The sequence below is a fragment of the Bdellovibrio bacteriovorus genome (genome assembly GCF_025558485.1).
In the GTDB taxonomy this organism is placed as follows: Bacteria; Bdellovibrionota; Bdellovibrionia; order Bdellovibrionales; family Bdellovibrionaceae; genus Bdellovibrio; species Bdellovibrio bacteriovorus_G.
The window spans coordinates 1,796,403-1,822,625 of record NZ_CP102930.1 but is presented as its reverse complement, the minus strand read 5'-3'; the positions used below and the strand labels follow the sequence as shown (position 1 = coordinate 1,822,625).

21 protein-coding genes are annotated in these 26,223 nt (G+C 49.9%); 9 read left to right on the top strand and 12 right to left on the bottom strand.

What is annotated here, in order from left to right; translation table 11 throughout:
* Positions 1-27: 27 nt before the first annotated feature.
* From EZJ49_RS08980 to EZJ49_RS08970, 3 genes are read left to right on the top strand one after another with little or no spacing between them, the layout of a single operon-like run.
* Positions 28-633 carry an ATP-binding protein gene (locus tag EZJ49_RS08980; protein WP_262551717.1) on the top strand — a complete coding sequence of 202 codons (606 nt, stop codon included), beginning with the start codon at positions 28-30 and terminating at the stop codon, positions 631-633.
* The gene (locus EZJ49_RS08975; RefSeq protein ID WP_262551716.1) at positions 633-2,411 is read left to right on the top strand and encodes a hypothetical protein; all 1,779 of its coding nucleotides are present in this window, start codon (positions 633-635) and stop codon (positions 2,409-2,411) included. The genes EZJ49_RS08980 and EZJ49_RS08975 overlap by 1 nt, the downstream gene beginning before the upstream one ends.
* Positions 2,412-2,422: 11 nt before the next feature.
* Positions 2,423-3,154, top strand: coding sequence for an SGNH/GDSL hydrolase family protein (locus EZJ49_RS08970; protein WP_262551715.1), 732 nt, complete (start codon positions 2,423-2,425; stop codon positions 3,152-3,154).
* Positions 3,155-3,157: 3 nt separating this feature from the next.
* Here the strand turns inward: EZJ49_RS08970 and EZJ49_RS08965 are convergent, their stop codons facing one another.
* From EZJ49_RS08965 to EZJ49_RS08945, 5 genes are all read right to left on the bottom strand, one after another.
* Positions 3,158-3,880 carry a hypothetical protein gene (locus EZJ49_RS08965; protein WP_262551714.1) on the bottom strand — a complete coding sequence of 241 codons (723 nt, stop codon included), beginning with the start codon at positions 3,878-3,880 and terminating at the stop codon, positions 3,158-3,160.
* A complete protein-coding gene (locus EZJ49_RS08960) occupies positions 3,877-6,612 on the bottom strand; it encodes a PKD domain-containing protein (protein ID WP_262551713.1) in 2,736 nt (911 codons plus the stop codon). Before EZJ49_RS08960 ends, EZJ49_RS08965 begins: the two co-directional genes overlap by 4 nt.
* Positions 6,613-7,002: 390 nt before the next feature.
* On the bottom strand, positions 7,003-8,931 hold the full coding sequence (locus EZJ49_RS08955) for a response regulator (RefSeq protein ID WP_262551712.1): 1,929 nt from the start codon (positions 8,929-8,931) through the stop codon (positions 7,003-7,005).
* A gap of 104 nt (positions 8,932-9,035) precedes the next feature.
* The gene (locus EZJ49_RS08950; RefSeq protein WP_262551711.1) at positions 9,036-9,506 is read right to left on the bottom strand and encodes a hypothetical protein; all 471 of its coding nucleotides are present in this window, start codon (positions 9,504-9,506) and stop codon (positions 9,036-9,038) included.
* A gap of 32 nt (positions 9,507-9,538) precedes the next feature.
* Entirely contained in the window at positions 9,539-11,035 is a 1,497-nt protein-coding gene (locus EZJ49_RS08945) for a PP2C family protein-serine/threonine phosphatase (protein ID WP_262551709.1), read from the bottom strand.
* A gap of 187 nt (positions 11,036-11,222) precedes the next feature.
* Here EZJ49_RS08945 and EZJ49_RS08940 point away from each other — a divergent pair, with 187 nt between their 5' ends.
* The 3 genes from EZJ49_RS08940 to EZJ49_RS08930 all read left to right on the top strand — a co-directional run bounded on the left by EZJ49_RS08940 (position 11,223) and on the right by EZJ49_RS08930 (position 16,131).
* Positions 11,223-13,394: a FecR family protein gene (locus EZJ49_RS08940; protein WP_262551708.1), complete on the top strand. Its 2,172-nt coding sequence runs from the start codon at positions 11,223-11,225 to the stop codon at positions 13,392-13,394.
* Complete coding sequence (locus EZJ49_RS08935) at positions 13,391-15,340, top strand: ATP-binding protein (RefSeq protein WP_262551707.1); 1,950 nt, start codon at positions 13,391-13,393, stop codon at positions 15,338-15,340. The genes EZJ49_RS08940 and EZJ49_RS08935 overlap by 4 nt, the downstream gene beginning before the upstream one ends.
* A gap of 209 nt (positions 15,341-15,549) precedes the next feature.
* Positions 15,550-16,131 (top strand): superoxide dismutase, encoded by a 582-nt coding sequence (locus EZJ49_RS08930; RefSeq protein ID WP_262551706.1) that lies wholly within the window; start codon positions 15,550-15,552, stop codon positions 16,129-16,131.
* Here the strand turns inward: EZJ49_RS08930 and EZJ49_RS08925 are convergent.
* From EZJ49_RS08925 to EZJ49_RS08915, 3 genes are all read right to left on the bottom strand, one after another.
* On the bottom strand, positions 16,128-16,706 hold the full coding sequence (locus EZJ49_RS08925) for a helix-turn-helix domain-containing protein (protein ID WP_262551705.1): 579 nt from the start codon (positions 16,704-16,706) through the stop codon (positions 16,128-16,130). The two genes, EZJ49_RS08930 and EZJ49_RS08925, sit on opposite strands and share 4 nt — an antisense overlap.
* A 174-nt stretch (positions 16,707-16,880) precedes the next feature.
* On the bottom strand, positions 16,881-17,285 hold the full coding sequence (locus tag EZJ49_RS08920; protein WP_262551703.1) for a response regulator: 405 nt from the start codon (positions 17,283-17,285) through the stop codon (positions 16,881-16,883).
* 62 nt (positions 17,286-17,347) lie between these two features.
* Complete coding sequence (locus EZJ49_RS08915; protein WP_262551702.1) at positions 17,348-18,154, bottom strand: ChaN family lipoprotein; 807 nt, start codon at positions 18,152-18,154, stop codon at positions 17,348-17,350.
* Between the two features lie 209 nt (positions 18,155-18,363).
* Between EZJ49_RS08915 and rpmG the strand changes: the two genes are divergently transcribed.
* The 3 genes from rpmG to EZJ49_RS08900 are packed head-to-tail and all read left to right on the top strand — an operon-like array spanning position 18,364 to position 19,693.
* Positions 18,364-18,543 (top strand): 50S ribosomal protein L33, encoded by a 180-nt coding sequence (rpmG, locus tag EZJ49_RS08910; protein WP_011164830.1) that lies wholly within the window; start codon positions 18,364-18,366, stop codon positions 18,541-18,543.
* Positions 18,543-19,079, top strand: a complete 537-nt coding sequence (dcd, locus tag EZJ49_RS08905; RefSeq protein WP_262551700.1) for a dCTP deaminase — start codon at positions 18,543-18,545, stop codon at positions 19,077-19,079. Before rpmG ends, dcd begins: the two co-directional genes overlap by 1 nt.
* Complete coding sequence (locus EZJ49_RS08900; RefSeq protein WP_262551699.1) at positions 19,061-19,693, top strand: hypothetical protein; 633 nt, start codon at positions 19,061-19,063, stop codon at positions 19,691-19,693. Before dcd ends, EZJ49_RS08900 begins: the two co-directional genes overlap by 19 nt.
* A gap of 78 nt (positions 19,694-19,771) precedes the next feature.
* On the opposite strand, the gene EZJ49_RS08895 is transcribed toward EZJ49_RS08900, so the two are convergent.
* The 4 genes from EZJ49_RS08895 to EZJ49_RS08880 all read right to left on the bottom strand — a co-directional run bounded on the left by EZJ49_RS08895 (position 19,772) and on the right by EZJ49_RS08880 (position 26,154).
* Complete coding sequence (locus tag EZJ49_RS08895) at positions 19,772-22,819, bottom strand: hypothetical protein (protein ID WP_262551698.1); 3,048 nt, start codon at positions 22,817-22,819, stop codon at positions 19,772-19,774.
* Complete coding sequence (locus EZJ49_RS08890) at positions 22,809-24,242, bottom strand: transposase (RefSeq protein ID WP_262551697.1); 1,434 nt, start codon at positions 24,240-24,242, stop codon at positions 22,809-22,811. Before EZJ49_RS08890 ends, EZJ49_RS08895 begins: the two co-directional genes overlap by 11 nt.
* A gap of 168 nt (positions 24,243-24,410) precedes the next feature.
* Positions 24,411-25,151: an alpha/beta fold hydrolase gene (locus tag EZJ49_RS08885; protein WP_262551695.1), complete on the bottom strand. Its 741-nt coding sequence runs from the start codon at positions 25,149-25,151 to the stop codon at positions 24,411-24,413.
* Positions 25,138-26,154, bottom strand: coding sequence for a M14 family zinc carboxypeptidase (locus tag EZJ49_RS08880; RefSeq protein WP_262551694.1), 1,017 nt, complete (start codon positions 26,152-26,154; stop codon positions 25,138-25,140). The genes EZJ49_RS08885 and EZJ49_RS08880 overlap by 14 nt, the downstream gene beginning before the upstream one ends.
* Positions 26,155-26,223 lie beyond the last annotated feature (69 nt).

Below are 26,223 nucleotides of genomic sequence, written 5' to 3'. Positions count from 1 at the left end.
TGCCCGGTTATTGGGGACCATAGTGATATGGATTCATCAGTTAAAGTCGCTATCACCGGGGGCCCTTCAGGGGGAAAAACAACACTTATCGAAGCTCTGAAAAAAGAGCTGGGCCAGCGTTGTGCCATCGTTCCTGAGGCCGCCAGTATTCTGTATCGCGGTGGTTTTCCGCGTTACAAAGACCCCCAAACCGTGGTCCATGCCCAGCGCGCGATCTATGCCACGCAGTTTGAACTTGAAGCGATGATTTCTTATGTCAGTCAGAAAAATCTGATCGTTTGTGACCGTGGCTCTTTGGACAGTGCCGCCTACTGGCCCAGTTCCGCACCGGTGGACTTCTTCACTGCCCTGAACACCACCAAGGAAAAGGAACTGGCACGCTACGACTGGGTGATTCATCTCGACACCGCTTCAGCAGATTACTATGACGCTTCCAATCCAATCCGCACAGAAACTTTTCAGGAAGCCTGGGATTTAAACAGCCGTATCAAGGATGCCTGGAATGGTCACCCTCGTCGCGTGGTGATCACTCACAACGAGGATTTCCTTTCCAAAATGACGACTTCTTTGGCCGTTATTCGCGCCATCATGGCCCACAAAAGTGCGGAAGAAATCAAAAAGGAGCTTTTGTAATGAAACTGTTTTTGCTCTCTTTGCTGTGCATGCTTTCCACGACCGCATCTTTGGCACAAACCCGTTCCAGCAAATTAAAGCCTTTGTATTTCCAGGCGGATAAAAATAATTTGCAGGTTCTTCCACAACGTTTTGAATATACGCTGATGGATGAAGACCGTCTGAAAGTCGGCGATATTCTGATTGATACCACCGAAGTGACCTTTCAGATTGAACCTTCTACGGAAAAAAAAGGTGCCTATCGCATTCGCTTCACCTGGCCTGCGGGTCTTATCAAGGAAGGCGAACTGGCAATTAAAAACAATTCCGGCAAAGCCATCTTCAATGCGGTCCTGAACAAGGACAACGTTAAAATCTCTGCCGCCGGCGTCAGCAATGACGAAGAAGGTCTGCGTTCGGAAAAAGCGGACTTTGTCGTGGACGAGGTCGAAACCTCTTTGGTTGACGACATGAAGTATCTGCCCTTTATGGTTTTCTGCATTTATCGTGAAAGCGAAGAAACGCGACTGTACCTGTGCTCGAATGAACTTTATCTGAGTTCTCAGCAGGGCCAGATGCTGGTCAAATCCCGTTCCAGCACCAAGAAGCCCGCGCAGATCGAAATTAACGGCAAGGTGGTGGGCAATCAGGGGATCATCTATCTGAATGACCGCAGCGAAAACGTCGCCTTCAGAGCCGCCACTCGCAGCGGGGCTTTTCTGGAAATTGAAACCCGCAAGAAAGATGTCGATTTCAAAGACATCGTGGTTTCTGATGACAACGAACGCCTGATTCTGACCGCCTCCGGAGCGGAGCCGGTCGATGAGAAGAAGGTTAAAAAGATCTCGGAAACCGAATGGCAGATTTCACTTCCAAAATCCCGCCCCGTTCTTTTCCTGAAGGGCGATGGCGACATCCCGATGCGACAGGAGTTCTATATCCGGGGTCAATTGCCACGGGAAAAAAACCGTCCCTACCTGTCATCCCGTTCCGCAGTCAGGACTTATTCCTCGTCACTGAGCTTTAATGGTGTGGCCCCTGCCGGAGTCGCCGTCAAAGTTCCGGAAAGTGATAAAGAGGCCCACCTTGAGATGTCCAGAAAAAATCAGTTCGTATGGACTGTTCAGGATATTCCGGCCGGTGTGGAAAACCGCCGTTATCTGAATGTTGCAGCGGACGGACATAACTTTGTCGTGGGTAATGATGTTTTCCGTGGTCAGCCGTTTGGACTGGGTTTGGGGGGACGCTATCAAACTCCGGCCGGTGTGGCCTATGGCACTTTGGAATTCCAATGGTGGATTGAGAACTTTATGTGGATCAATGCGGACTGGTCCCGTTTCCACTGGGGACTGGCTTTGGAACGTCAGCAACAGCTGATGGAAAATGACGACTATGCCAAGGTGGATTTGACCACGGTGGAACTTTTGTGGCGCGCGCACGAGGGCTTTAATCTGGTCGATGCTTCATGGGGTCTGTCTCTGCCTCTGCAGATGATTCAGGGGGAAAGCGCCAGTGCCAATGCGTTCGGGGTCGGAGCCTTCCTGATCAATAAGCCCCATCGCTGGTTCAAATCCCTGATGGACTGGTCTGAGCTGAAGTTGCAGTATTACGCCGGATCTTCCGGAAGTGATTTTAAAATCAAGTCCGCCTATGTTCTAAAGGCACAGGCCTACGTGCAGCTTTCCAATCAGTGGTTCTGGCGTTATGGACTGGATCTGAATGAATATAAATTCGATCCGGCGGCGGCCAAAGAAGAAATGCAAATCGGTTTGGGAACAAGTTTGTTCTGGAAATTCTAAAAGGACCTTTCATGAAAAAAAATCTGCTACTGGGACTTTTGACTTTCATCGCCATCCCCGCTTTCGCGGAATCCTTGGACCGGGTTCTGCTGCTGGGCGATTCCCATGCTTATGGCAAATACGGCGAGGTTTTGGATTCTCATTTTCGCGCCACAGCCAAACAGGTGACTTCCTTTTCCAGTTGCGGGTCCTCGCCGTCAACATGGACAACAACGTCCGCCAACTTTAAATCCACCAACTGTGGCTTCTGGAAGAAAAATGCCGCCGACCGCGAAACCCGCGTGAAAAGTCACAAGCTGCCCTCTTTCAATGCCGAGCTGAAAAGTCTGCGCCCTCAACTGACAGTGATCACCCTGGGCACGAATATCCTGGGCAGCACCGGGAATATCAATTCTGAAAAGAAGCATATCGAAAGCATGATGAAAGCCATCCGCGCACAAGGCTCTGAATGTGTCTGGGTGGGGCCTCCGGATCTGGCCAAGACACCGTTTAGCAAAAACCTGCAAAGTGGGGTGGCGACGATCAAAGCTCTGGCCGACAAGAATCAATGCCATTTTATCGACTCTACCAAGCTGACCCAATACCCTTCTGGAAAGTCTGATGGAATTCACTATGGCCCGGGTGATTCGGCCAACTGGGGAAAAGCCGTTATTGAAAAAATCAAAGGCTTGAATTTGAAAGCGCCACAACGGACGGCGCCCCCGGCTCCGGCAGCTCCCAATACACCGGCAGGGGTTCGTTAAGAATTACTGCTGCTGGGAAGCTTGCAGCATTGCTGATTCCCCCAGATTGCTGTCCTGTTGCTTTTTGACGTTCACCCAGATCTTTTCACTAACCGGGCCCGGCAACAGGCCGTTGATGCTTCTTTCTGCGGAAGGGTCCACGGCTGACCACTGATACAGCGCCTCGGCTTTCACTCCCGCCAGAACCTTGCGATCCATTTCATTCACCGCCGTGTTTTCCACGGTGGGATCTGCAACCACATTTTTCAGAACCTCAATGGCAACCTGACGCATATCCGTGTTCAAAGACTCAAAAACAAAATCCAGTGCGGAGTTTTGCATGGCCTGTGAAGCTTCGTCCACCGGCGCGGTCTTCATCAGGGTTTCCAGACTGCGCAGGAAATTTTCATCCTTCAACAGACGGCGTTTTACCAGCTTATCGGGTTCCAGCAAGATGGCCTTTTTTCCCAGATCCGTGTACTTCTGCAAATCCCGGCTGTATTTATAATCTTTCCACACCGCGATGATTTCAGGTTTGGCAACGCCAGCCGCGGGAGTTTTTATTTCCCCCGCAGCCACGGCCTGTTCTTTTTCATTCTCAATCGGACTGACTGCCGGTGCCTCCTCGCGAACCGGAGTCGCTTGGGACTCCGATTCGGGGGCTTTTCGTGAATTCGAGTACATGGTCAAACCAATACCCACACACGTCAGGGACACCGACAGGATAATCAGCGTTCTTGTTCTCATTTTCCAAACACTCCGCGAGTCATGTTGTTACGGAAGATGGTTCTGTTCATCTCTTTCGCACCGGCATTCTGGAAGAACGCCGTGCCATTCAGGTAGCCATTGATCAGCACCACATTTTTATGAGGTGCATTGGACTGAACAAAGAGATTATACACCTTACCGTAGTAGCTGATCTCGTTGATGGACACGATTGGGTCCAAAGTGCCGCCGCTTTGAACCAGCGCCTCACCCACTTTGAACTCTTCGGCCACCTTCATCGACCCGTCCTTATCCAGAATCGGATGGTTTTTGGTCACACGCAGCTCTCGACCGGATTTCATTTTGAACACCAGAATTTCGTGAGTGCCATCCACCAGCTCTGTCACCCATTGATCCACTTTCGTTTTAACAACCGCATTCTTATTCAAAGAATCCGCGGACTGCATGGTTCCAACATTAGCCGTCTGCTGAGTGAAGGCATCAATGAAGGACATGTATTTCAATTTTTTGCTAACGACGTCTTCCGCCAAAATCTGCTGTTCTGGTGTTGCACAGGATGATACGCAGACAGTTGCCACATAAGCTGTTGCTGGCATCGTGCACGGCGCATTGGATTTCTTCGGAGCGATCCATGGTCTTTCAGGATTGTATGCGCGATCCATGAAGGTCGCATACAGTTCCTGACCGGAAGAGCCCAGACCCACTTTTTTACCGCCGACAGAGACCTTCACATCAGCAAAACTTGTCAGGAATTCTTTGATAACAGGCAGTTGATCCTGACATTTTACCATCCAGTCATAGCGACCTTTGGCTTCCGTGTTGCTCAAGCTGTCCTGCGAACAACGGCGAGCCACATAATCACGGCAGTATTTTTCCTCTACCCAGGCACCCGGAACCGCCACTTCACTTTCCAACTGAACGGAGTGGTCAATACAAGCGAAGGTTTTAGTGGTCACCACTTCGCGGGTCTTAACGATCACACCAATCTGATTGGCCGGACATTTGGAGGAACTGTTGGCTTCTTCCAAAGTTGTTGTGGAGCTTTGACTGCGCACAGCTTCAGGGTTGGCATCACACAGACGCTCTTCCACCGGCATGGTTTGATCGGCACAGCGAACATTGTCCACCTGCGTGCCTTTGTCATCCACACAGATAAAGATGCGGTTCTGCTTACCACCACAATCTGCCGTACAAGCTGTGAACTGCTCCGTCGGAACATATTTATAAACCGGGCATTTACCGGCTTCTTTCATGGTGCCTTGACGTGTGTTGGAACTTACAATGCTGCCATCAGTACAAGTCTGATCAGAAATCTCTGTATAAAGATCGAAGAAGCCCTCTTCATTGAAAGAGCATTTCAACGGAACTTTCACTTCGCCTGTCACCACGCCCGTTTTCACAGTACCGTGAGAACCGAAGCTGCCGCAGCCCTCATGACAGATTACTTGAGTGTGAGTCGCAGAACCGGACAGAACACCGTTACTGCAAGTGCGTGTTTCACTGACAGAGGAACAGGAGTTCACCGGAGTGGATGTGGAATACATCACTTTGCTGCCACCATCCGGCAGGATGCTGCCATCAGGAAGCTGACAGGATTGTCCCTGACATTCACCTTCGTTGGTCACTTCTTTGTTACGGGAAACTTCAACCCAGGTCAGTTTTTCAACCACAAGTTTACATTCTTCTTTGATACGCTCGCGGTAAGAAACTGTTTTCTTGCCATTCAAACCGCAGGCCACTTCCTCAGAGGAAAGTTCGCCCTGGGATTCACGGGTCGCACCCTGTTCGGTACAAGCCATTGGGTCCACGGGAACTTCCGGCTCCGGATCAATCACCAGATCCTCGATCACGCGAATGTCGTGATCCAACATCACCCAAGGTTCCTGACTGCTGCCCAGGTACAACGTCGCCGTCACATGATAACTGCCGACTGCTGTATAAGCGTGAGTCACAGACTGATTGGATGCCGCACCTCCATCACCAAAGTTCCAGCGGATGGCACCCACTTTATCAACCAGACATTGCGGCAGGAAAACGTGCATGGCTGTTGCCACGTTCACCTTGGCCTCGCTGGCACCGGAAATCGCCAGTTGCTCCACGCAAGCCGCACCGTCCATATACATAAGAACATTCACCCGGTGAGTCAGGTTGCTGACCTTACCATCAGCCTGAGTCACGGTGACCTTCATTTGATAAGTGCCTTCGTTATTAAATGCGTGTTCCACGGCATTGGATGTTCCCAAAGCCGAACCATCGCCAAAGTCCCAGGACACGGATTGGACCTGAACATCGGAAGGAACAATCAATTCAAAACGCAGCGGATTGAAAACGAATCCGGCTTGTGGCCCCGCCACTTCCAGTTCCTGATTTACAACCGTGGTTATAATAGATGCCACCTGTGCATCAGAAGAAGAGGTCTTTTCCTGAGCAGTGACAACATAAGATCCGGCAAGTTTAAACACCGACGTGGCACCGGCAGAACTGGTGCGCAGGCGATTGGAACCAGCGGCTTTCCAGGTCACATTCTGACCGTTGATACAGTTACCGGCCTGATTTAAGGAGTAGCTGACAGCGCTTCCGGCCTCTGCTGCTGACTCACCCACAATGGTTAATTCATCCGAAGTGGACTTGGAAACTGTTCCCACACATGCGGAAGCGGCTTCCATCGTTTCTGAACCTTCACCTAACGAATTTTTCTGACATCCTGCTAGAACTAATAACCCCAGGGGCAGTAAGATTCTTCCGTAGTTCATCGGCGACTCCTTGCTTGCTTAGAATTAATGTTGGCAAGTGCAAGCAGAAATCTCCATACTTTTAGCACAATCGGGTCATTATGATTAAGACGACCCACTAACAATTCGACACTAAAAAAAACAATCCCCGAATGTTCAATTTATCGTAAAAAGTTTAATCATCCCTCTCGAAAAAACTCCCCGCTGGCACGCGAGTTGTGGCAAAGCCACCAACAAGCCAAGACCGCGGAGTTGCGGGCAAAGCCCGCAACCAGCCAACAAAATATCGAGGAAAAGAAGCGATCAAAACGGTTCAGCCGCAAGGCGGAGGGGTTCCGCTGAAGCGCAGGCGTGCTCCAAGCACGTCGAAGCGAAAGCGGTCCCCCGACAACGCAGTCGGATGGGCCGTTTTCATCGCTTCTTGAAGAAGCCGGAGATGGCTTGTTTCAGGTCCATATTAAAGACATCCTGCTTCTTATTCTGCGAACTCAAAATAGAGATCTCGCGTCTTGCAGGAATAAAGGACGGATCAAGGGCCACACTCTTCTCGAAGGATTTGCGGGCAGCGACGACGTCGCCTTTGATCTTATTAAACAGACCAATCACGAACGGGAAAAGGGTGTCATAGCGTTCATCTGGCGGAACCTGTAAAAGCTCCAGCTCCACTTCCTTCAGAACAAATTGCTTTTTGCTCATATCGACTGAACCGAGCTTAGCCCAGGCACTGTACAAGTGAAGCTGATGCATTTGCGGATTCAAAGTGGCCACTTCGCTCAGAATCTCCAAAGCCTTGGCAAACTGAGTGTACTGCAGGGCTTTTTTCACCTCTTCCATCAAAGAAGTGGCTTTCAGTTTTGCCTCTGCTTCAGAACGCTGGCTGGCCTGGCGGAACTGGTCGATCTTGTTGCTGTCCTTGGAGGCGTTGACCGCCTCTTCAGCCAAAGCCCGAACCTTGTGCCAGTAGGAATAAATCTCGGATGCGCTGTCGGAAGGCTCTTCCCCCAACAGACTCATAAAGTCGGACAGAATGGATTCTGTGGAAGCGCCACCGGTTCCGGTTTCCATATAAGCCACGATCTCATAAGAATTTTTGCGTTCCAGTTCAGAATGGATTTTACGAATGACTTTAAGCTGTTCTGCCGGATTGGCAAATGCCGCCTTTTGTGCAAAGACCACAAGCCCCTTGGTCAAAAGGAAATGAATGGCCTTGTAAACCGCCACTTCGCTATAGCCTTTGATTTCCAAAAGCTGCGTCAGCGTGACCTGATTGTTCAGTTTCACAGTCAGGCCTTCCAAAGATTTTACCAAAGACATGGTCAATGCCGGATGATCATCACGGAAAGTCGGACTTTTCACGATGATATTCCCCGCCCACATCACATAAAGGGACTTCAGCCAGTTGACAGAAATCTTCGAGGCGATCCAGTCATGCAAATAATAAGACAGTGTGTCGGCATCAATGCTTGGATTGCTCATCTCCACTTCGGCAGAGGCAAAGTTCACGCGGATTTTCTGATCCACGATGGTGCGCACCAGACGGATGTTCATTTGCTCCATCAGGATCAAATCAAACGCATGGGGGCTAAGCTGATTGTTCTGAATCAGGTAGTTCCCGATCTTACGATTGTTCTTGTCGCGCAGGGCTTCCTGCACGTCTTTCGGGGTCGCATAACCGCTTTGAATCAACATCTCACCCAGGAAGGTGGTGCGATCATCCACATCCACACCCACGATATTTCCGTTACAGAAGGAAATACCGGATACTGAACCATCGGCATTATAGATATTCAAATAACCACTACTTTTGGTTTCCACCAAAAGAGAATAAAGGAAAGGCAGATCGAAACCGCTGACTTCCTCAATGGACTCAATGACTTTTCGTTTCTGACGATTGGTCACAGTCGGATTGGCAAACATCTGATAGAGCTTTTTACGCGCGGTGGATTCCTCGCGACGAGGTGCCTCTTCCTTCTTCACGATTTTAAGCACCTGCTCCATATCGAAGGGCTTTTTCATGAAAGCCACTGCCTGAGTGCTTTGCGTGGCTTCCTGGATGAAGGCTTTATCCGTGTAAATACCGCTCATCAGCACGACTTTAAATTTAGCCGCTGGATAATTGGCGCGAGCCTGTTTGATGAAATCAAGCCCCGTCATTTGCGGCAACAGACAGTCACAGAACAGGAACTCCAGTCCACCATTGGCCGCCAAAATACCATTGGCTTCATCCGGCCGACTGGCGGTAAAGACAGAATGACCTGCGCGGCTCAGAATCTCTTTCAATGAGTTTCTGACCGTCTCGTCATCTTCTAAAATAAGGATTTTTGACTTTCCCTGTTCCACGCTTCCTTTTCGGCTCACTCTTATGTTCAATTTAGAACAAAAAGCAAAAAGCGGGACTGATGTTCAGTGCCCGCCCCTAGATCTGGACCTTTGTCTGTTGTTTCTTATTTTTTCAGGAACTTAAAGTACTTCGATTCGATGACATCCATCTCCATTTCGTTGCCTTCCTCATCCTTCACGGAAGCTGGAGGTGTCACCCCGCCCTCGGTGAACTCTGTCCCATAACGGAACAGGACGTTCTTTTCCGAACCGGAATCGTCGTTATAGTACGGCACAAAGAAAGAGCTGACCTTGCCAGTGGCTGGCAGAAAACCATCCACCATGTTGATCTGATCCACAATCACTTTCGGGCAGTTGCTGAAACTGATTTGCGCCGGGCCTGCTGTGCCCATCCACTTGATCCATTCACGGATACCACAGGAGTTGATGCTTTTCAGTCCGCTCAGCTCCACTTCAATCTGTGGATTGCCGCCAAGGCTGAACTGCGAAAAATCAACATCCTCATCGATAGTTCCTGCCATTTGGACAGTCAACTTGTCGGCGGCTTTGTTCATTTTTACATCGAGTTTACCCATAATGTTCAAATCTCCTCGTTCAGATACCAATTTTAACTAAGACCTTCATTTTTAACTACAAAAAACGTGACGTCATCGATTAAGGGCGCGCCTTGACGATGGGCTTGGAAACTCTGAGCAAATCTTTCGACCGAGTCACTCACACCCGGGAAATCCTTGTTCGCGGCAATCAGAGCCTTGATAAATTCGCGTTCTCCCCACGCTGCTTTCGCAGGGTCCTGAATATCAGGAATTCCATCCGTATAGAAGAAAACAAGATCTCCTGTTTCAACTTGAATGGTTGTCTGCTCGTAAACCGAATCACGGGCCTGACCCAATCTGGGATTATTCACTTCATTCAGCGGAATCAGATCTTTTTTCTTTAAGGGCCCCTCACCTTTTTTCATCAGGAACGGCGCCTCGTGTGAAGCGTTACAGTAAGCCAGCTCGCCTGTTTCCAAATCAAAGGACGCCAGGAAGAACGTCATCATAATGCGCCCTTTGGAAACATCATAGATCGAACGATTCAACAGCTCCAGCGCCTTGGCCGGAGTGATATTCAGTCTTTCAATGATCGTGGAAGCTGACTTCGCCGCACTGGTGATCAACGCTGCCGGAGCCCCGTGCCCCGTCGCATCCCCAATCCACAGAAAGATCTTGTTACCGATCTGACAGTAGTGCCACCAGTCGCCACCACACTCACTGGCAGGTTCATAGTAGCCCGCAATCGCCAGCGGCCCGATCTTGGCCTGTGTTTCCGGGAACAGGGTTTCCTGCACGGTCTTGGCGGTTTGCAGCTCGGACTCCATACGCGCTTTTTCCGCCGTCTGATCCAAAAGACGGGACACTTCCGCCGCCATGATATTGAAATTATCCGCAAGGCTTCCCACTTCATCGCTGGATTTCACATCCACACGAATATTGAAGTCCCCTTCGGCCACCTTCTTGGTCGCATCAAAAAGCTGAGTCAGCGCCTGAGTCAGACCGCTGGAGGCAAACAGACTCAAAATGACCGTCACAGAAATCAAAAGACCGAAGAAGATCAAAGATTTTCTAATCAGAATCTGCACCGCACCCAGGGCTTTTTCCTTTTCCACCGTGGTCACGTCAGATTGCGATCCAAAACCATCAGCAAATAGCGCAAGCGAGCCACCGGCAAACGGCCGGTTTCTTGGAACCTTCACCACACGGCGGGACGCCTCCACTTCAGCAAAATAAGAAGGCATGTGGTTCTGCAACTGCGCCAAAACACCGGCGGTCTGATCCGGAACCTTTTCCAAAATCGCGGATCTTTCATACGCGCCCGTCGCGGAAGGCTTAAACACCACAATCGCTTCCAGATTAAATTCATTCTGGAAAATGGATTCCCCTACAGAGGAAAATTTTTGTTGACTAAGATAATCCTGAAAGATCGGCTTCGTGGTTCCCAGCACTCCGTTAAGCTGTGTCTTAATTTGAGCCGCCATGGTTCCTGACATTCTGCTGGAGGAATCAAAGACATAAGCGATCTTGTCTTCTTCAAAGATTCGCAAAGCCAGGATTAAATACACAGTCAGTGTAATTAAAGGCAGTGAAGTGAGGAGCAAAAGAATTTTGTATCTTATTGATAATCCACGTTTTTTCACGAGTTCATTATGCCCTTTCACAAGGACCCCGAAAACAAATTCTCATATAAGTTAGCCAAAGGTCTGTAAAACTCTTGTCTTTTCCGACCGATAAGCTTTGAGCAGGAGTCTTATGTCGCGTTTTGGACGAACTGAAAAGATGATCTTCACCGGAGCCCTGCTTGTGCTTCTGGTTTTCTCGTACTTCTTGTACGACGACTCTTTGCTATTCCCAAAAGCCAATAACAGTGAATTGGAACTTATTGGTTCCGTGGCGATTTCACAAAATGATGTGCGCCGTAAAAATCTGGATACCTTTAGCTGGCTGCCCGCTTCCCGCCAGGACAGCGTCTATCAAAATGACTCTATCTTCACGGGTGACCGCTCCGAAGCCACCATTCAACTTCAGGATGGCACACAGATTCGTATCGAACCGAATTCTCTGATTACGCTGAATCTGAAAAACGGTCAGATGAGTCTGGATCTGCGTTACGGTAACCTGACCGGGGAACTGGCTCAAGGGGCCTCCCTGACCATCACTTCCGGTAAAGAGGAATTCAAACTGGAAAGTGCGCCGACGAACTCGCAGGAAAAACCTAAAATCAAATTCAACAAGGCCCACAGCGGCACCGTGGATTTGAAACTTCTTTCCGGTGATGTGAAATACATCGACAAGAAAAAACAGGCCGTCAAAGAGCTGCCGAAGAATGCCGTCGTGGCTGTTAAAAAAGATGGCGACATCAAGCCTGTGGAAAAACCGCAGTTGATGTTAAAGACCGCCGACAATATCAACTGGCTGCGCATCAACCCTGATGATCCACTGCCATTTGAATGGTACGGAAAAGGTGATATCGCCCGCTATGAAATGGAAATTTCTCCGAGCGAGGATTTCAGTTCTGTAGCCTTATCCAAAACCACCGCCGAGCAGCGCATGGCGGTCACCGAGCCCTTACAACCAGGAGCTTACTTCTGGCGTGTGAAAACTTATGATCGCAACGGCGAAGTGGGTGTCGTTTCAGCTCCGCACCGCATGAATATCTCTCATTTGGCAGGTCCGGAAATTATCACGCCACTGCAGGCCGCCCAGATCAATCTGGAACTGAAAGTCAAACCTCAGGAAGAGCTGGCAACCACCACTGAAGTTCAGTGGAAAGCCCCGGCTCAGCTTAAAAACTTCACATGGCAAATTTCTCAGGACCCGGAATTCCAAACCATCCTGAAAGAAGGTCAGACGGCAACTTTAGCCGCCCTGACTCCTCGTCTGTCCAGCGGCACTTACTGGGTGCGTGTGCAGGGGCAAACTGAAAATAAAAACCTTTCACCTTGGTCTGAACCTGTGTCCTTCACTTTGAATCTGGCGGCTTATAAAGAAGAGCGCCCAAGTCGCCCGGTTCTGGTGACGAAGAAAGTGGACTTCAAAGCACCCACAGGCAAAGACCGCAACCCTGCTTCGCCGGAAGCTCCGAAACTTGCGTGGAAGCCGGTATTGCAAGTCAAAGCCTATCAGCTGCAAATTGCCAAAGATGCCAGCTTCTCTGAAACAGAAAAATACGAAATCACCCAGAACCAGGTGGCCTGGTCCCAGTTCAAACCCGGCAAGCACTACTATCGCGTCTTTGCCAAGGGACTCAATGGACTGGTCAGTGAACCAAGTGAAGTGGGCACCATCGATGTCAGCGTCGGCGGATTGACACTGAACCCTCTGAAAACAATTTCAGCAATCGGACAAGCCCCGGGGCCAAAAGAAACCCCTATCAGCTGGAGCGAAGTGCCGTTTGCAAAATCCTATCTGGTGCAGGTGGATAAATCGAAGGACTTCTCTCACCCGCAGCAAATGGAATACACCACCAGTTCCGGAGCTTTGGTGCTGAATGACCCGGGCAACTATGCCGTGCGTGTGCAGGCATTGGATGATGCCAACAAGCCTTTAACCGAGTTTTCAAATATTCAGGAAGTGCTTTACACCTTCCGCACACCTTTGACCGCCCCTTCCTTGATGGAGCCGTTCAATAACGCGTCCATCTTCCTGCAAACTGAGATGGAACCGTTCATCTGGCTGGAATGGAAAAAGGTGGAAGGCGCGACTTCTTATCGCATCGAGATTTCCGACAAAGCGGACTTCTCTCGCACGCTGATTTCCAAATCATTGGCGGGCAATCGTTATCTGATTAAAGAAAAAGTTCCTCTGGGGAAAATCTACTGGCGCGTCCGGGCTGAAGCCAAAGGTGATGTTGAGCTTTCGGAATGGGCGGAAAAACGCGAATTCACTCTTTATCACCAGAAAAATGAGACGTTCGTAAAATGAAGATTCAATACTCTCTTTTTGACACCCTTTTGGAACCGGTTTTTGTTCTTAATGCAGAACAAAAGGTTGTCTATTGCAATGAAACAGCGGCCATTGTCGCCGGCCTGTCCATCCGCAAGATCACAAAAGGGATGAAATTCAACGAACTCTTCCAGTTCAGTGAGCCCATCGAGGCGCTGGATAATTTAATCTCTATCTGCGATGCCACTCCCTATAAGGAAGTGAATTTCAAGGCCCTGCATGCGGACGAGGGCAAAGTGCAAATCACCCTGCAACCAATCTTTGATTCCATGGGCGATAAAAACTGGATCGTCTTTGTGCGTGACGTGACTTTGGAAGAACGTCTGCAAAAGAAATACAGAGCCGAGCTGGAACAAAAAGAAGATGTCATCAAAGCTCTGGAAGACGCCAAGTCCCAGCTTGAAGACTACAGTAAGAACCTGGAACAAATGGTGGCCGATCGCACCCGCGAATTGTCGCGTTTGAATCAGACCATGTCTGCCCTGCTGGACAGTCTGGGGCAGGGTTTCTTTATCTTCAACGCCGACGGAAAGATTCTGGATGTTTCTTCCAAGGCCTGCGAAGCCACGGTGGAATGCAAACCCGATGGTCAGCTGATCTGGGATGTACTGAAACTTCCGGAAAATAAAGTCGAAGGCTTCAAAAAATGGATGCAGACCCTGTTTATGGAAATGCTGCCGTTTGAAGACCTGTCCTGTCTGGGGCCTGTGACCTACCCGCACAGCAAAGAACGCAATATCTCTTTGGAATACCATCCTTTGCGCAGCAACGAAGGCGCGATGGAAGGTGTCGTGGTCGTGGCTTCCGACATCACTTCACTGGTCGAGGCCCAAAAACAAGCCGAACGCGAAAAGGAACACGCCAAACTGATCATTCACATGATCAAGTCCAAGCGTGAAATCCACCGCTTTATTCAGGAAGCTCAAGGTCTGTTGCTGCAAGTCCGCGAGGAAGTCAGCAAAGACGACGGTCCTTACAACACTGAAGAGCTTTTCCGCAATCTGCACACCCTGAAAGGCGGCGCAGCGCTGTTTTCGATCAAAGATGTCGCCGAAGCCTGTCATCAGGCCGAGGGACTTTTGGCCGAGTTAAATGAATCGTGGACTCATCCGGGCTTTATCGCGCTTCGTGGTAAGTGCTTCGAGGTCGATGAATACTTTGAAAAGTTCCTGAATCAAACCAAGGAAATCCTGGGAAGCTCTGGCATCCCCGATGAACGCCAGATCGAAGTGGCAATCAGTAAGCTGAATCACATTGCCCGCAAGGTGGGAAGTCTTCCTGGCGGTGGTGCTGTGGCTCAGGAACTGCTGCTGGAACTGGCAATGGAACCTGTGGCCCGTTTCATCGAGCCTTATGGCGATGTCATGACTCACGTGGCAGGTCAGATCGACAAGATGGTGGCTCCGCTGAAAATCACCAATGGAAACATCATGGTGATTCCGGAAATCTATAGCGGCCTTTTTGCCACCTTCGTGCACGCCTTCCGCAATGCTGTGGATCACGGTATCGAACTGCCTGATCTGCGTGTGGATCAGGGAAAACCTGCTGAAGGCCATGTGGAAGTGAATTTCAACTTAGCCCACAACACCCAAGGGACCTATCTGTTGGTGCAAATCAAAGATGATGGTGGCGGTATCAATCCTGAGCGCATCCGCGAAAAACTGACACAAAAAGGTGTGGACGTCGCCAAGGAAAGCGATCAGGAAATCATCCAGCACATCTTTGACAGCCAATTCTCGACACGAGATCAGGTCACTGACATCTCCGGCCGGGGTGTGGGTATGGATGCCATCAAAAACGCCGCCAAAGAACTGCAAGGCCGCGTCTGGGTCGAATCCACAGTAGGTCAGGGCAGCACCCTGTTCGTAGAAGTCCCTTACATCACCGAATTCCAAAAAGAAAAATCCCTCAAACCCGCCGCCTAAAAGGTACGGACTTACTTATGGTAGTGCAGCAGCGTTAGACGCTATGCTGCTACCATAAGTAAGTCCGTACCTTTGAATCTCGGCATTTTATCGACATTTTTGCTAATATATCGTCCTTTTGCCAATATAAGGACCGACACCTTCCCCGCGCGCAGTCCCCGCACTATCCTGACCTTGGATTTTCAACCTGAACAACCAAGGAGACCCTTATGTCCTTTCAACTTCCTCCCCTTCCCTATGCTCAAGATGCTTTAGTTCCCCACATGTCGGCAGAGACTTTGGAATACCATCACGGCAAACACCACAAAACCTACGTGGACAATCTGAACAAACTTGTTCCCGGTACTGAGTTTGAAGGAAGGTCCCTGGAAGAGATCATTATGAAAAGCTCTGGTGGTGTTTTCAATAACGCTGCTCAGATCTGGAATCACACTTTCTTCTGGAACTGCCTGTCCCCGCAAGGTGGCGGCGAACCCACAGGTGAATTGGCAGAGGCCCTGATCCGTGATTTCGGTTCTATCGAAAAATTCAAAGAGCTTTTCGCGGATGCCTCCATCAAACAATTCGGCTCCGGCTGGGGCTGGCTGGTAAAAAATCCAGCAGGCAAACTGGAAATCCTGAGCACCAGCAATGCGGAAACACCGATGACCAAAGGTCACAAAGCCCTGCTGACTTGTGACGTGTGGGAGCATGCCTACTATATTGATTATCGCAACAGCCGTCCGAATTTCCTGGCGGCTTTCTGGAAGATCGTGAATTGGTCTTTCGTGGAAAAAAACTTCCGCACTTAAAGCTTCGGCGTCAGCGTGACCACGCTCAGGCCTATCGCACGGCCTGAGCCGGTATTGACATAGTTATGCGCAGAATCGCCGGGGAATGCCAGAACATCTCCGGCCTTTAACGTAAAACTCTCGCCGCTAACAACGACAGTCAGCTCCCCCTGAACACAGTGCAGATATTCCTTCGTCCCAGCGGAATGAGGCACCCCACCCAAACGCGCCCCCACTTCAAATTCCATGCGATCAATGGCCATCCCTGGAATCGGGTCCGGCAAAAGTTTATAGACCAGAACATTGCCCCTGGCCTTCTTCGTCGCGGGAATTTCATTTTTAGGAATCAGTTTGGTTTGTGATCTTGGGGTCGCCAGCAGTTCTTCAAAAGACACCTGCAAAGCCGCACAGACACTGGCCAGGTTCACCAAAGAAGGATTCCCCATACCGCTTTCCATACTTGCCAAGGTCGAACGCGGAATCCCCGCCAGCTTCGCCAGCGCCGCTTGAGTCAGCCCGCGCTTTTTACGAAGCTCTGTGGTTTGCGCCGCCAAATTCTTTGCCAAAACATCATAGGAAACAGTCATGGATCCCATGGTACGGACTTACTTTTGGTAGTGCAACAGCGTTAAACGCATTGCTGCTACCACAAGTAAGTCCGTACCTTTTTGCAAGTAAGTCCGTACCTTTTTGTTTTTCGTTATTTATTGTGTTTGGTGTAGGCGCCTTTGAGTTTGTCTTCAAGTAAGTCCGTACCTTTTTGTTTTTCGTTATTTATTGTGTTTGGTGTAGGCGCCTTTGAGTTTGTCTTCAAAGATTTTTGCAGAAAAAGGCTTTACGATGTACTGGGATACACCTGCCAAAACAGCTTCGGTGACCTGATCGCGTTCGGATTCGGAGGTCAGAAGAACAAAGGGAAGATTAGCAAACTCTGCCGTCGCACGAACTTGCTTAAGAAGTTCCAGCCCTTTCATCTTGGGCATGTTCCAGTCGGAAATCACCAGTTGAATGGAATTTCCCGCAGAGTTGTTTTGCAGCAGAATCTTCAAGCCCTGCTCACCGTCTTCCGCTTCCTGAATATTTTTGTAACCCATGGCCTTGAGCGTGTTCTTAACCAGATCACGAATAGAAGGCATGTCGTCGATAACCAAGATGCGCGTTTCCAAGGGGAACATAGATGGAGTCTCCTCTACATCCCCCTATTCTAGGAAACCTAAGGTGAATCTCAAAGACTCCTTTATAAGCCTGGACTTTTCGCCGGGGCCAACCAAAGGAAGTCGGCGCGAGGACCCTCTTGCTCTGAAGGGGCGATCTCGCTGGCAATTTCGGACTCACTCAAGCCCAGAGTATTGACCTGTGAAAAGGTCAGGACCGGAAACTCAAGCCCACGAGCGCGCAGACGATCCGGAAGACCTCCGCCGAACTGCACGTGGAAGTCACCGACCACAATCACCAGCACCTGATTTGGATGGGAACGCAAGAAATCCGTCGCCTGCCATGCCATGGTGTCGTCCCAGATAGACTGCGCCGTAAAGTAACGCTCACCCGCCTCGGGACTTGGAATATGCGGCATCATGGAAAGAAAACGGCGCTTGTAAGAATCACGCCCCAAAGAAAACTGCGGAGGCATCAAAGCCATATCTTCGGGAGTCAAAGCCGCCAGCCCCTGCTTGGACACTTTGCCTGTCAAAGAGCGAGGCGCATTCAAGGCCACGGTCGCCGCCCCTTGAGTCAGATCCGGGAAAACCGCCTGATCACGATAGAAATCATAGGAAGGACTGCCCCACTTGATCTGCTGAAGGAACTCAGGCTCGGACAAAACCCCCTGACGATAGGCTTCCACAAGAGGCTGATCTGTATATGTAAAAAATTCCATTCCGACGGAAACAACCAGCCCCTGAGCACGCAGGGCCTGCATGATAGCGACCTGCTGAGTCTGATGTTCAGTGAAGCCGTGATTTTCCCCGATGACCACGATAGAACCCGGCCTGACGTTCTGGACGGCTTCAGTCAAAGAGACCGGTTGAAGGCTGTTTCCAGCCAAAATGCCACTTGTTTGGGCATGAGCGCAGGCCAACATGAGCAAAGAACTAAAAAAAAGTCCAAAACCCTTCACGATTCTCCTCCTAGACACGAAATTGCCTGTTGAAGTTTCCTTTTTCCTTTGATACCTTGAGCCCCTTTGAAAAGGTATTGTCATTTTTTCTATGCAACGCATGGCAATACAAACGGTTCAATTTAAGGGGTACCGCAATGGCTAAAAAGACAGGAAGAATCATCGTAACTCTTGAGTGCACTGAAGCTCGCGCTGAAGGCAAACCTGTTTCTCGTTACACTACTACTAAAAACAAAACTAAGACTCCAAGCCGTCTTGAGAAGAAGAAATACAATCCGAATCTTAAGCGCCACACAGTTCACAGAGAAACTAAGTAATGATTCTTACGGATCAGCAGATTCTCGCGTGCATGGATGAAGGTTCAATTAAGGTTGAACCTTTCCGCAGGGAGTGCCTGGGTACGAACTCTTATGATGTTCACCTTGGTAAAACCCTGGCTGTGTACGAAGACAAAGTGCTGGACGCTAAGAAGCATAACCAAATTCGCACCTTCGAAATCCCAGAAGAGGGCTTCGTGCTTATGCCGGACACTCTCTACTTGGGCGTGACTTTAGAGTACACTGAGACTCTGAAACATGTCCCATTTTTGGAAGGTAAATCGAGCGTTGGTCGTCTCGGAATTGACATCCATGCCACAGCGGGCAAAGGCGATGTCGGTTTCTGCAACTATTGGACTCTGGAAATTTCCGTAAAACAGCCTGTGCGTGTTTATACTGGAATGCCTATCGGTCAGTTGATATACTTTGAAGTGAAAGGTGACATTTTAACTCCTTATAATGTCAAACCTTCCGCGAAGTATAACTCTAAACAACCGATACCGGTAGAGTCCATGATGTGGAAAAATCAATTCTAAAGTCTCTCTTTATATTAGTTGTTTTGGCTTCGGCAGGCTGTGCGCCTGGCGAAGTTGAGTCTATTTCCGGCCTTGATAGCTACACGGTCACGGGTGGCTCATTTTCCCAGTCCGATTCCTCTATCGTTCAGGGTACGGGATCTATCACTTTCACAAGCTCTGTACCTAATTTCAGCAGCCGCTCCATGGCTCTGAAAGCGTCTTTGGACAATATCACCCTGGGCACAGTCACGGCAGTGATGTATTCCAACAGCACGGTATTGCCGTCTTCGTCCGGAGTCCGTGTTAAATTCATCCGCACTGGCGCCAGCGTCAGCATGCAAATCAGTGTTAATGGCAGCACTCAAAACGTCACCGGAGGCAACACCAGCTTCTTCTTCCCGACAGCTCTGGATGTGGTGATTGATGTTCACAACGTGGGCACCAAAACCCGAGTTTACGTCTGGCGCCGGGACCTGACGGCTTATGCACCAGAAACGGCCGACATCGATTCTAATACGGATCTTTCCGGCTCTTTGCCAAATGCCGTGGGGAATGGCACTCTTAATGGCGTGATTCTGGAAAATGCGACGGTCACCGCCGCTCAGGTTTCCACTTCCAAAGTTCTGGATTAAATTTAAAAGACAGCTAAAAAAACAAAAGGCCCCGGTAATTCACCGAGGCCTTTTTTTATTGCTAATAAATTTCAATTTTTACTGCTGCGGTTTAGGCATCACTGCCGGCGATTTCGCCACTTCCTCCGCGATATACCCCAGGATCTGCGCCAATTGAACGCGGTCGGCCCAGACATCCCATTTTTCAGGCTTACCCTTCCACTTCAGCAGGAAACGGGCTTTTTCCGTCAACGTGGTTGGTGGTTTTCCATAGCGCAGGATAAAGGTAAAGACATCCAGCAGGTCTTTTTCTTTCAATGTTCCACTGTTCAGCAGATCCTTGGCCAGCTCTTTCAAAAGACCTTTGAAGGCCGGGAAGGCATTGATCGCCTCCTGTGTGGAAATGATTGCATCCTTATTTCGGTCAAAACGGGCAAAAATCATCTCCACATACTGGATCACATGCGGAGTCAGGGCGATATCACCCATCATCGCCATATTCTGATCATTCGGAATATATCCAGCCGCCATAAAGATGTTGTTCATATAATAAGCCCAGTCATCGGCACTGGCCTTCTTCATAAAGTTCACATATTCAGGTGTTGCAGACATAATATCCGTCATCACACCTTTATAGGCCTTGCGCACGCAGCTCAGACTTACGCGGCTGGCATCCGTCACGATCTCGCCCGGCTTAAAGCAAACTTTCACCAATTCTTCGCGCAGCTCATCGTTGATGCTCACACCGGACCAGATCATTCCGATCAGATCCGTGATCTCCGCCTGAGACGCCAGACTGTTGCCATCCGAATGCGGTACAAAGATATTGGCTTCGCGGAAACGGGACGACGCAAAAGTCACATTCTTCGGGTCCAAAAGTCCCATTTCAACAAAAATGGATCTTAAACTGTTAAAGCCACCTTCGACCTCTTCCAGAGTTGCCCCCTGATAAGTCTCAATGCGCTTCATGTCTGTGGCAAAAGAACGAATCAACAATCTTGCCACCGCTCTGTTACGGTTCAGATCGCGCAGACTTTTATGCGTGTAAAGCTGCTCGAACTTATTGGAGATAACCACAAAGCCCTTTTGATTCGTGGTCATTGGGACCGGACTGTCCACCGAAAGCAGCAGCTCCTGCATTGCCGCCAACAACGGACCATTGGACGCATCCAAAGCCCGGTTGGTACGCTTTAACTGCTCCAACAGGTCTTTACCCCGGATGCCTTCGTCTTCACGCCAGCCTTCGGCCATCTGGGCAAACATCAGTTCCGCATCAACCCAGATCTGCATTTCCTGACGAGCAACTTCCACCGAAGTCAGAGTCAGAGCATCTGGCTGATGACCGGAAATACGCGTTTCCGGTGGTGTCAGAATATTGTTCAGAACCACTTTCACCAGTTGATCTGCGGACTGTTCGTTGATCGCTTTCGGGATAAGCTCCAGACGGATCAGGTGTTTTACCAGTTTGTTCAACTCGGCATGACTGAATTGATTTTCCTTTTTCACCAACAGCAAATCGCGCAGGATGTTCAGACTTTGATTGGCAAAGACGGACAGGTAACTCAAAATCACCGGCTGCTGGAACGACTGATCTTTCAGGAAGTAATCAAAGTACAGGTAATCAGAGTAAGCACGCGCCGCAAAGCCCAGCAGCACACTCCAGTTGGACTTGCGCAGTGAAGAATCATTCCCGCCCAGCACGATATTTTTCGCATCAATGATCAATGGCAGATATTCTTTTACTTTCCCCGTCAGGCTGCGCCCTTCCTGTGGAGGATATAAAATTTCGATCTCACGAACGATATTGTACAGATCATTCAGATCGTAAGAGCCCTCAAACAACACCCCGGCTTCGCGCACGGTGGCTTCCAGCACGAACTGGGACTCCATATACAGCTTTTGCGATTCTTCCGGACCATACATTGCCGGGTCCCATTCACGACCGTAAATGGAATAATAAGGCATGAATCGTTCAATCAGTGTCTTGATACGGCTGACTTTCAAGCGGGCCGTTTCAAAGTCTGTGGTCGTCAATGAATCCACACTGCCGCCAAAGAACAGCTGCTTGATCTTCATGCCCTCAAAGACCAACCCCGAGGAAACACGGAATTCCGGCCAGACAACTTCCAAAGTTTTCAGCAGATCAAAGATCTCGTCGCGGGAAACCACGCCTTCCGGTTTTTCCGCCACCAGATCCTGGAAGACAGACAGAACATCCTCCACCGTGCGGGCCAGATAAGACAGGCGATACCCAGTGCCGGTTTCAGGCACGGATTTGATAAAGTAATGATAGCGCAGGAACTGCACGTAACCGCGCGCGCCCAGCAAACTGAAACGGCGCCATTCATTCGGTGTGATGGAATTTTCATCCCCCCCCGCCAGGGCCTTTTTCACCTTCTTGATGATCGGCATGTACTTGCTGATCACATCAGGGAACTCCCAGGTTTCCCCGAACAGCTGCGACATTTCACGCATCAGAACAACGAAATCCGACAGATAATAGCTCTGACCGTTTTTCTCAATCAAAGAAGCCAGCGTACGGGCTGCATCCTGAATTTCTTTATTGGCATCTTCAAAATAACGAACATCACGCTGCATGCTTGGGGTTTCGGAAACCTCCCAGCGCAAAGCGATGACTTTCATATAAGGATTCAGATTCACCGTGATTTGACGCAGGCTGCGCATCAGGGACAGGGTTTTGTCCAGTTCGTCACGGGTCAGATAATCCCGGCTGCCGCCCAGAAACACTTGCTTCAGTTTCATGAACTCCACTTGCAGTCCCGGAGAGATCGTGATTTTTTCCTTCGGATCAAGGAAGTTTCTTTCCAGGAAAGTTGCCAGTTCCTGAGATGTGTAGCGATCGGCATTGCGCCCACGCACATAGCGCTTGAACTTTTCCACCGCGCTGCTGATGCAGTCCCAGGTCGTTTCCACGTCCTCGGTTTTTGCATCCCCCACAATGAAGGCTTTCACCACCGGCTTGGCATCACTTAAGCACTGAGTGCCACCGAACTCCTGAGCATCCGGTGGTGGCGGTTCCTCGCCGACCTTAGAGTCACAGGCGGCAAGTCCCGCCGTCAGGCTCAAAAGCAAAAGGGCCTTTATTATCAGACCCGAAGTTAAGTTCGCAGAAATTTTAGAAAACATAAGTCATGCCCCCGTAGAACCGGTCGTTCGCACGGTATTGATTGAGGAAACCTGACGGGTCATGATTTTCATCCTGCACCCCCAGCACATCGCCTCCAACGACCAAAGCCCACTTTTGACTTGGATAATAAAGAAACTCGGTATTAAGCAACGAGCCCCGCTGATCATAGTCGTACAAATACTTAAAACGAGTCACAAACGGACGGCGGAAGAAGGATGCCAGCTGCCCTTCCACGCGAACCGACAGCGCATTGGTGAACTTCAGACGTTCATCGAACATCGTGAAATCATCCGGCTTGCCATCCGAAAGAATATCCTGAATCCCACCGCCATCCACTTTCAGGTATTCGACCTGAAAAGCCAGGGTTTTCGTGAAAATATCAGACAGGGAAAAATCCACAGCGGCAGCATAGGCCTTGATGGGCATCAGCTTCTGAATCGACCAGTCCGGATCAGGGCGCTTTTCCACCGGATCGTCCTCCAGATAAGACACAGAGGCTTTCACACGGCCCACGGTATAACCCGCATCAATGGACTTTAAAATATGATGAGTCACATCCGGAGACACCGTCACATCGACCTTTTCTTCGGAAGCGGCTTTAAAGTTTTTGCGCTTTAAGATCAATTCATTCACCGGCAGATAACCACCACTGACGACCACCCATGGGCCCTTTTCCTTGTTTCCAAGGCGCCCCATCACCGCAGCACCACCGTTGTCGGCAAGCTTGGTTGCCTCTGGAATATCAAGTTTGTATTGAATGGTGTTGATGTTGTTATTGAAGTCGTAGTTGCGTGAAGGGGCACGATACCAACGGCTGTCAGAAACCAGTCCGCCGCCTTCTTCACGAATATCCGGACCCATGCTTGGAATGAACACCGGGGTTGCCATCCCCACGATTTCCCAGCCACTGGTGTTGTAATCGGCAAAAAAGCCCGTCAGCCCCTGCTCTTCCGGACGAAGAGCATCAATGGCAAACTTTGGCTGCCACAGTCCCAACTGCCAGCGACGGTCCATTTCGCTCCAGTCTTTCTTTTTACGACCGGCAAAGACACGGAAGTTCTGTCCCTTGGAAGCAATATAAGCCTCAGAAACCACAATGTGTGACTGTCCCCGGGAAAAGAACGTTCCCGCAGAAAAATCCCCGGCAAAGTCCACCCAGGAGGTTTCTTTCAAACCCGTCAGACGAGCAGAAAGAAGCTGGCTGTAAGTCAATTGAGGCGATTCAGGAATGACAGACAGATACTGCATGCCTTCCATACGGATTTGACCATAAACGGTCGCTGGTTTTGAAGTGGGAACCGGGGCCTGGATAGAGTTCACCCCTGCGGCTTGAGGTAATTTCAAGCTCGTGGATTGGGCCATCGCCTTGGGGGCTGCCGCTGTACTTAAAAAAGCCGCGACAATATAGGTCCTTACTCTCACATCCGCCTCTGGATAAAAGTCTAGGGGATAGAAAATAAGAAAAGCCCTCTAGAGTCAACGGAGCCACGCGTTGATATGTCTCAAATCAAATATAGAGCACTTGGTGGTAAAAAAACCTCGATATGTTTGAAAAATCTACCCCGAAAAAGAACCTCGAAAAAAGCCTTTTTAGAGTAACTGCTCCAGCAGCCATTGCGGGTCGTCAACCGGAACATCGTGCCCGGCCCAAGGATGCATCTGAGGTTTCAAACCCCACTGTTCGGCAATTTTCAAGGTGCACTTTGCCGACACCAAACGATCCCCGTGACTTCCCAGCAACTTTATATCGCCGGGAGGCTGTTCCGGAAAACGATACTGCGAAGCCGCCAGCAACTGGCGAAACACGTTGGCCGGATTCATCGGGTACTTTTTGGAGTATTCAATCATCAGCGGCATTTCGGCTTCGCGACGTTCCTGATTGTTCACGATCATGCCCAGGATGGTTTTTTCCCACAGTTCGGCATCCTGCTGCTGACCGATAAGCTTCAGTCCGCGCGGCACATTGGCCAGATAAAAACGATGATAGAACGGAGAAAAGCCTGCAGAGCTGGTGCAGGTTAAAAACGCCTTTTTAACCTCATGCGGATATTCCCGCATCCATTCCACCGTGATCATCGAGCCCAGCGATACCGACAGAATCTGAAACGATTCACCGTTTTTGACGTAGCTGCAACGAGAGCGCAGGTCTTTGACATAGTCAGAAATGCGCAAAGGACTGCTTTCCAAATGACGGGAGCCATTGCCCGGCAAATCCAGAAATTCAAAACGATCCTCAGGGAAATGTTTTTGAATGGTTTCAGCAAAAGAACCCCAGTGCCCCACTCCACGCGCAAGACCGCGCAACAAAAGCCAGTTTCTACCTTTCGCCATACCAAAGCTCCTTTGCCTGTTGCTCACGCTGCTGCATTTTCAGGGGCTCGGTGGTGGCCCATGCCTGAGGTGAGCTCAAAGCACGAATCAGAAATTCCATCAAAGTGTTGTGCCGGCGCAACGTGCGCTTGTGGCGATGCCCTTTCAGCGGATTGAACGGACCTTCCGCGCTGAAAATCTGCCACGGATTTTTTTTCACCCACAACCAGGAACCCATTTCCAGACACAGCGGAACATAGACCTGCCCCTGAACGCGGCCCCGATGGTTGTCGTAAATATAATCCCACAGGTCCCCGTGCGTGGTGTAGTTCCGGGCCTGCGGTTCAACACGATAAAAATGATGCGGATAAGTGCGGTCCAAAAGTTCTTTCAACCCATAACACAAATGCAGATCAGGATACGGCTGCACTGTTTTGGCGTAAGGAAACCACAGACGATCCTGCAAACCAAATCCGGAATGTAAATCCAAAGTGATCGCCAAAGAGCTGTGCGCAATTTCCTTTTCAACCGCATTGACCAAAGCCTGCGCCTCTAACTGCATGGGGGCGCCCAGCTCCCCCCGATACCAGGGAAGTTTTTTGCTGTAACGGTGTCCACCCAAAAGAAACTGTGGATTGTCAGCATCAATGGGCGCATTGCGCATCAGATCCACACCCTGAGGGTTGCAACGGGTTTTGCGATAGATGCCCACCGGATTCACTGTCGGAATAAAGAAAATGCGAATATTCTGCAACGTCTGCTGAATGGTGGCATCCCACTGCGCCAGTTCCGCCAAAGAATTCATCAATGCCACGCAGACCTGCGCACCGATGCGCTCCAGCCCGTGCACTCCGCCCACAAACCCCAGAACGGGGGCTTTGGGGTCCTGACTTCCGAAGCTGACTTTATAGATTGGGAAACGCAGATCCCCGAGCTCACTGTAAGTCAGAATCTCCGCCCGCCCGGTGGAGCCCAAAGCTTCAATCTTTTTTTCGATTTGTTGGATCTCAGGCAACGATGTCATTTTTTCCCCGCTGAGTTCTTATTCTGAGTGATATTCCGACTGCCTCCAATGCTTAACGCTCACAGCCAT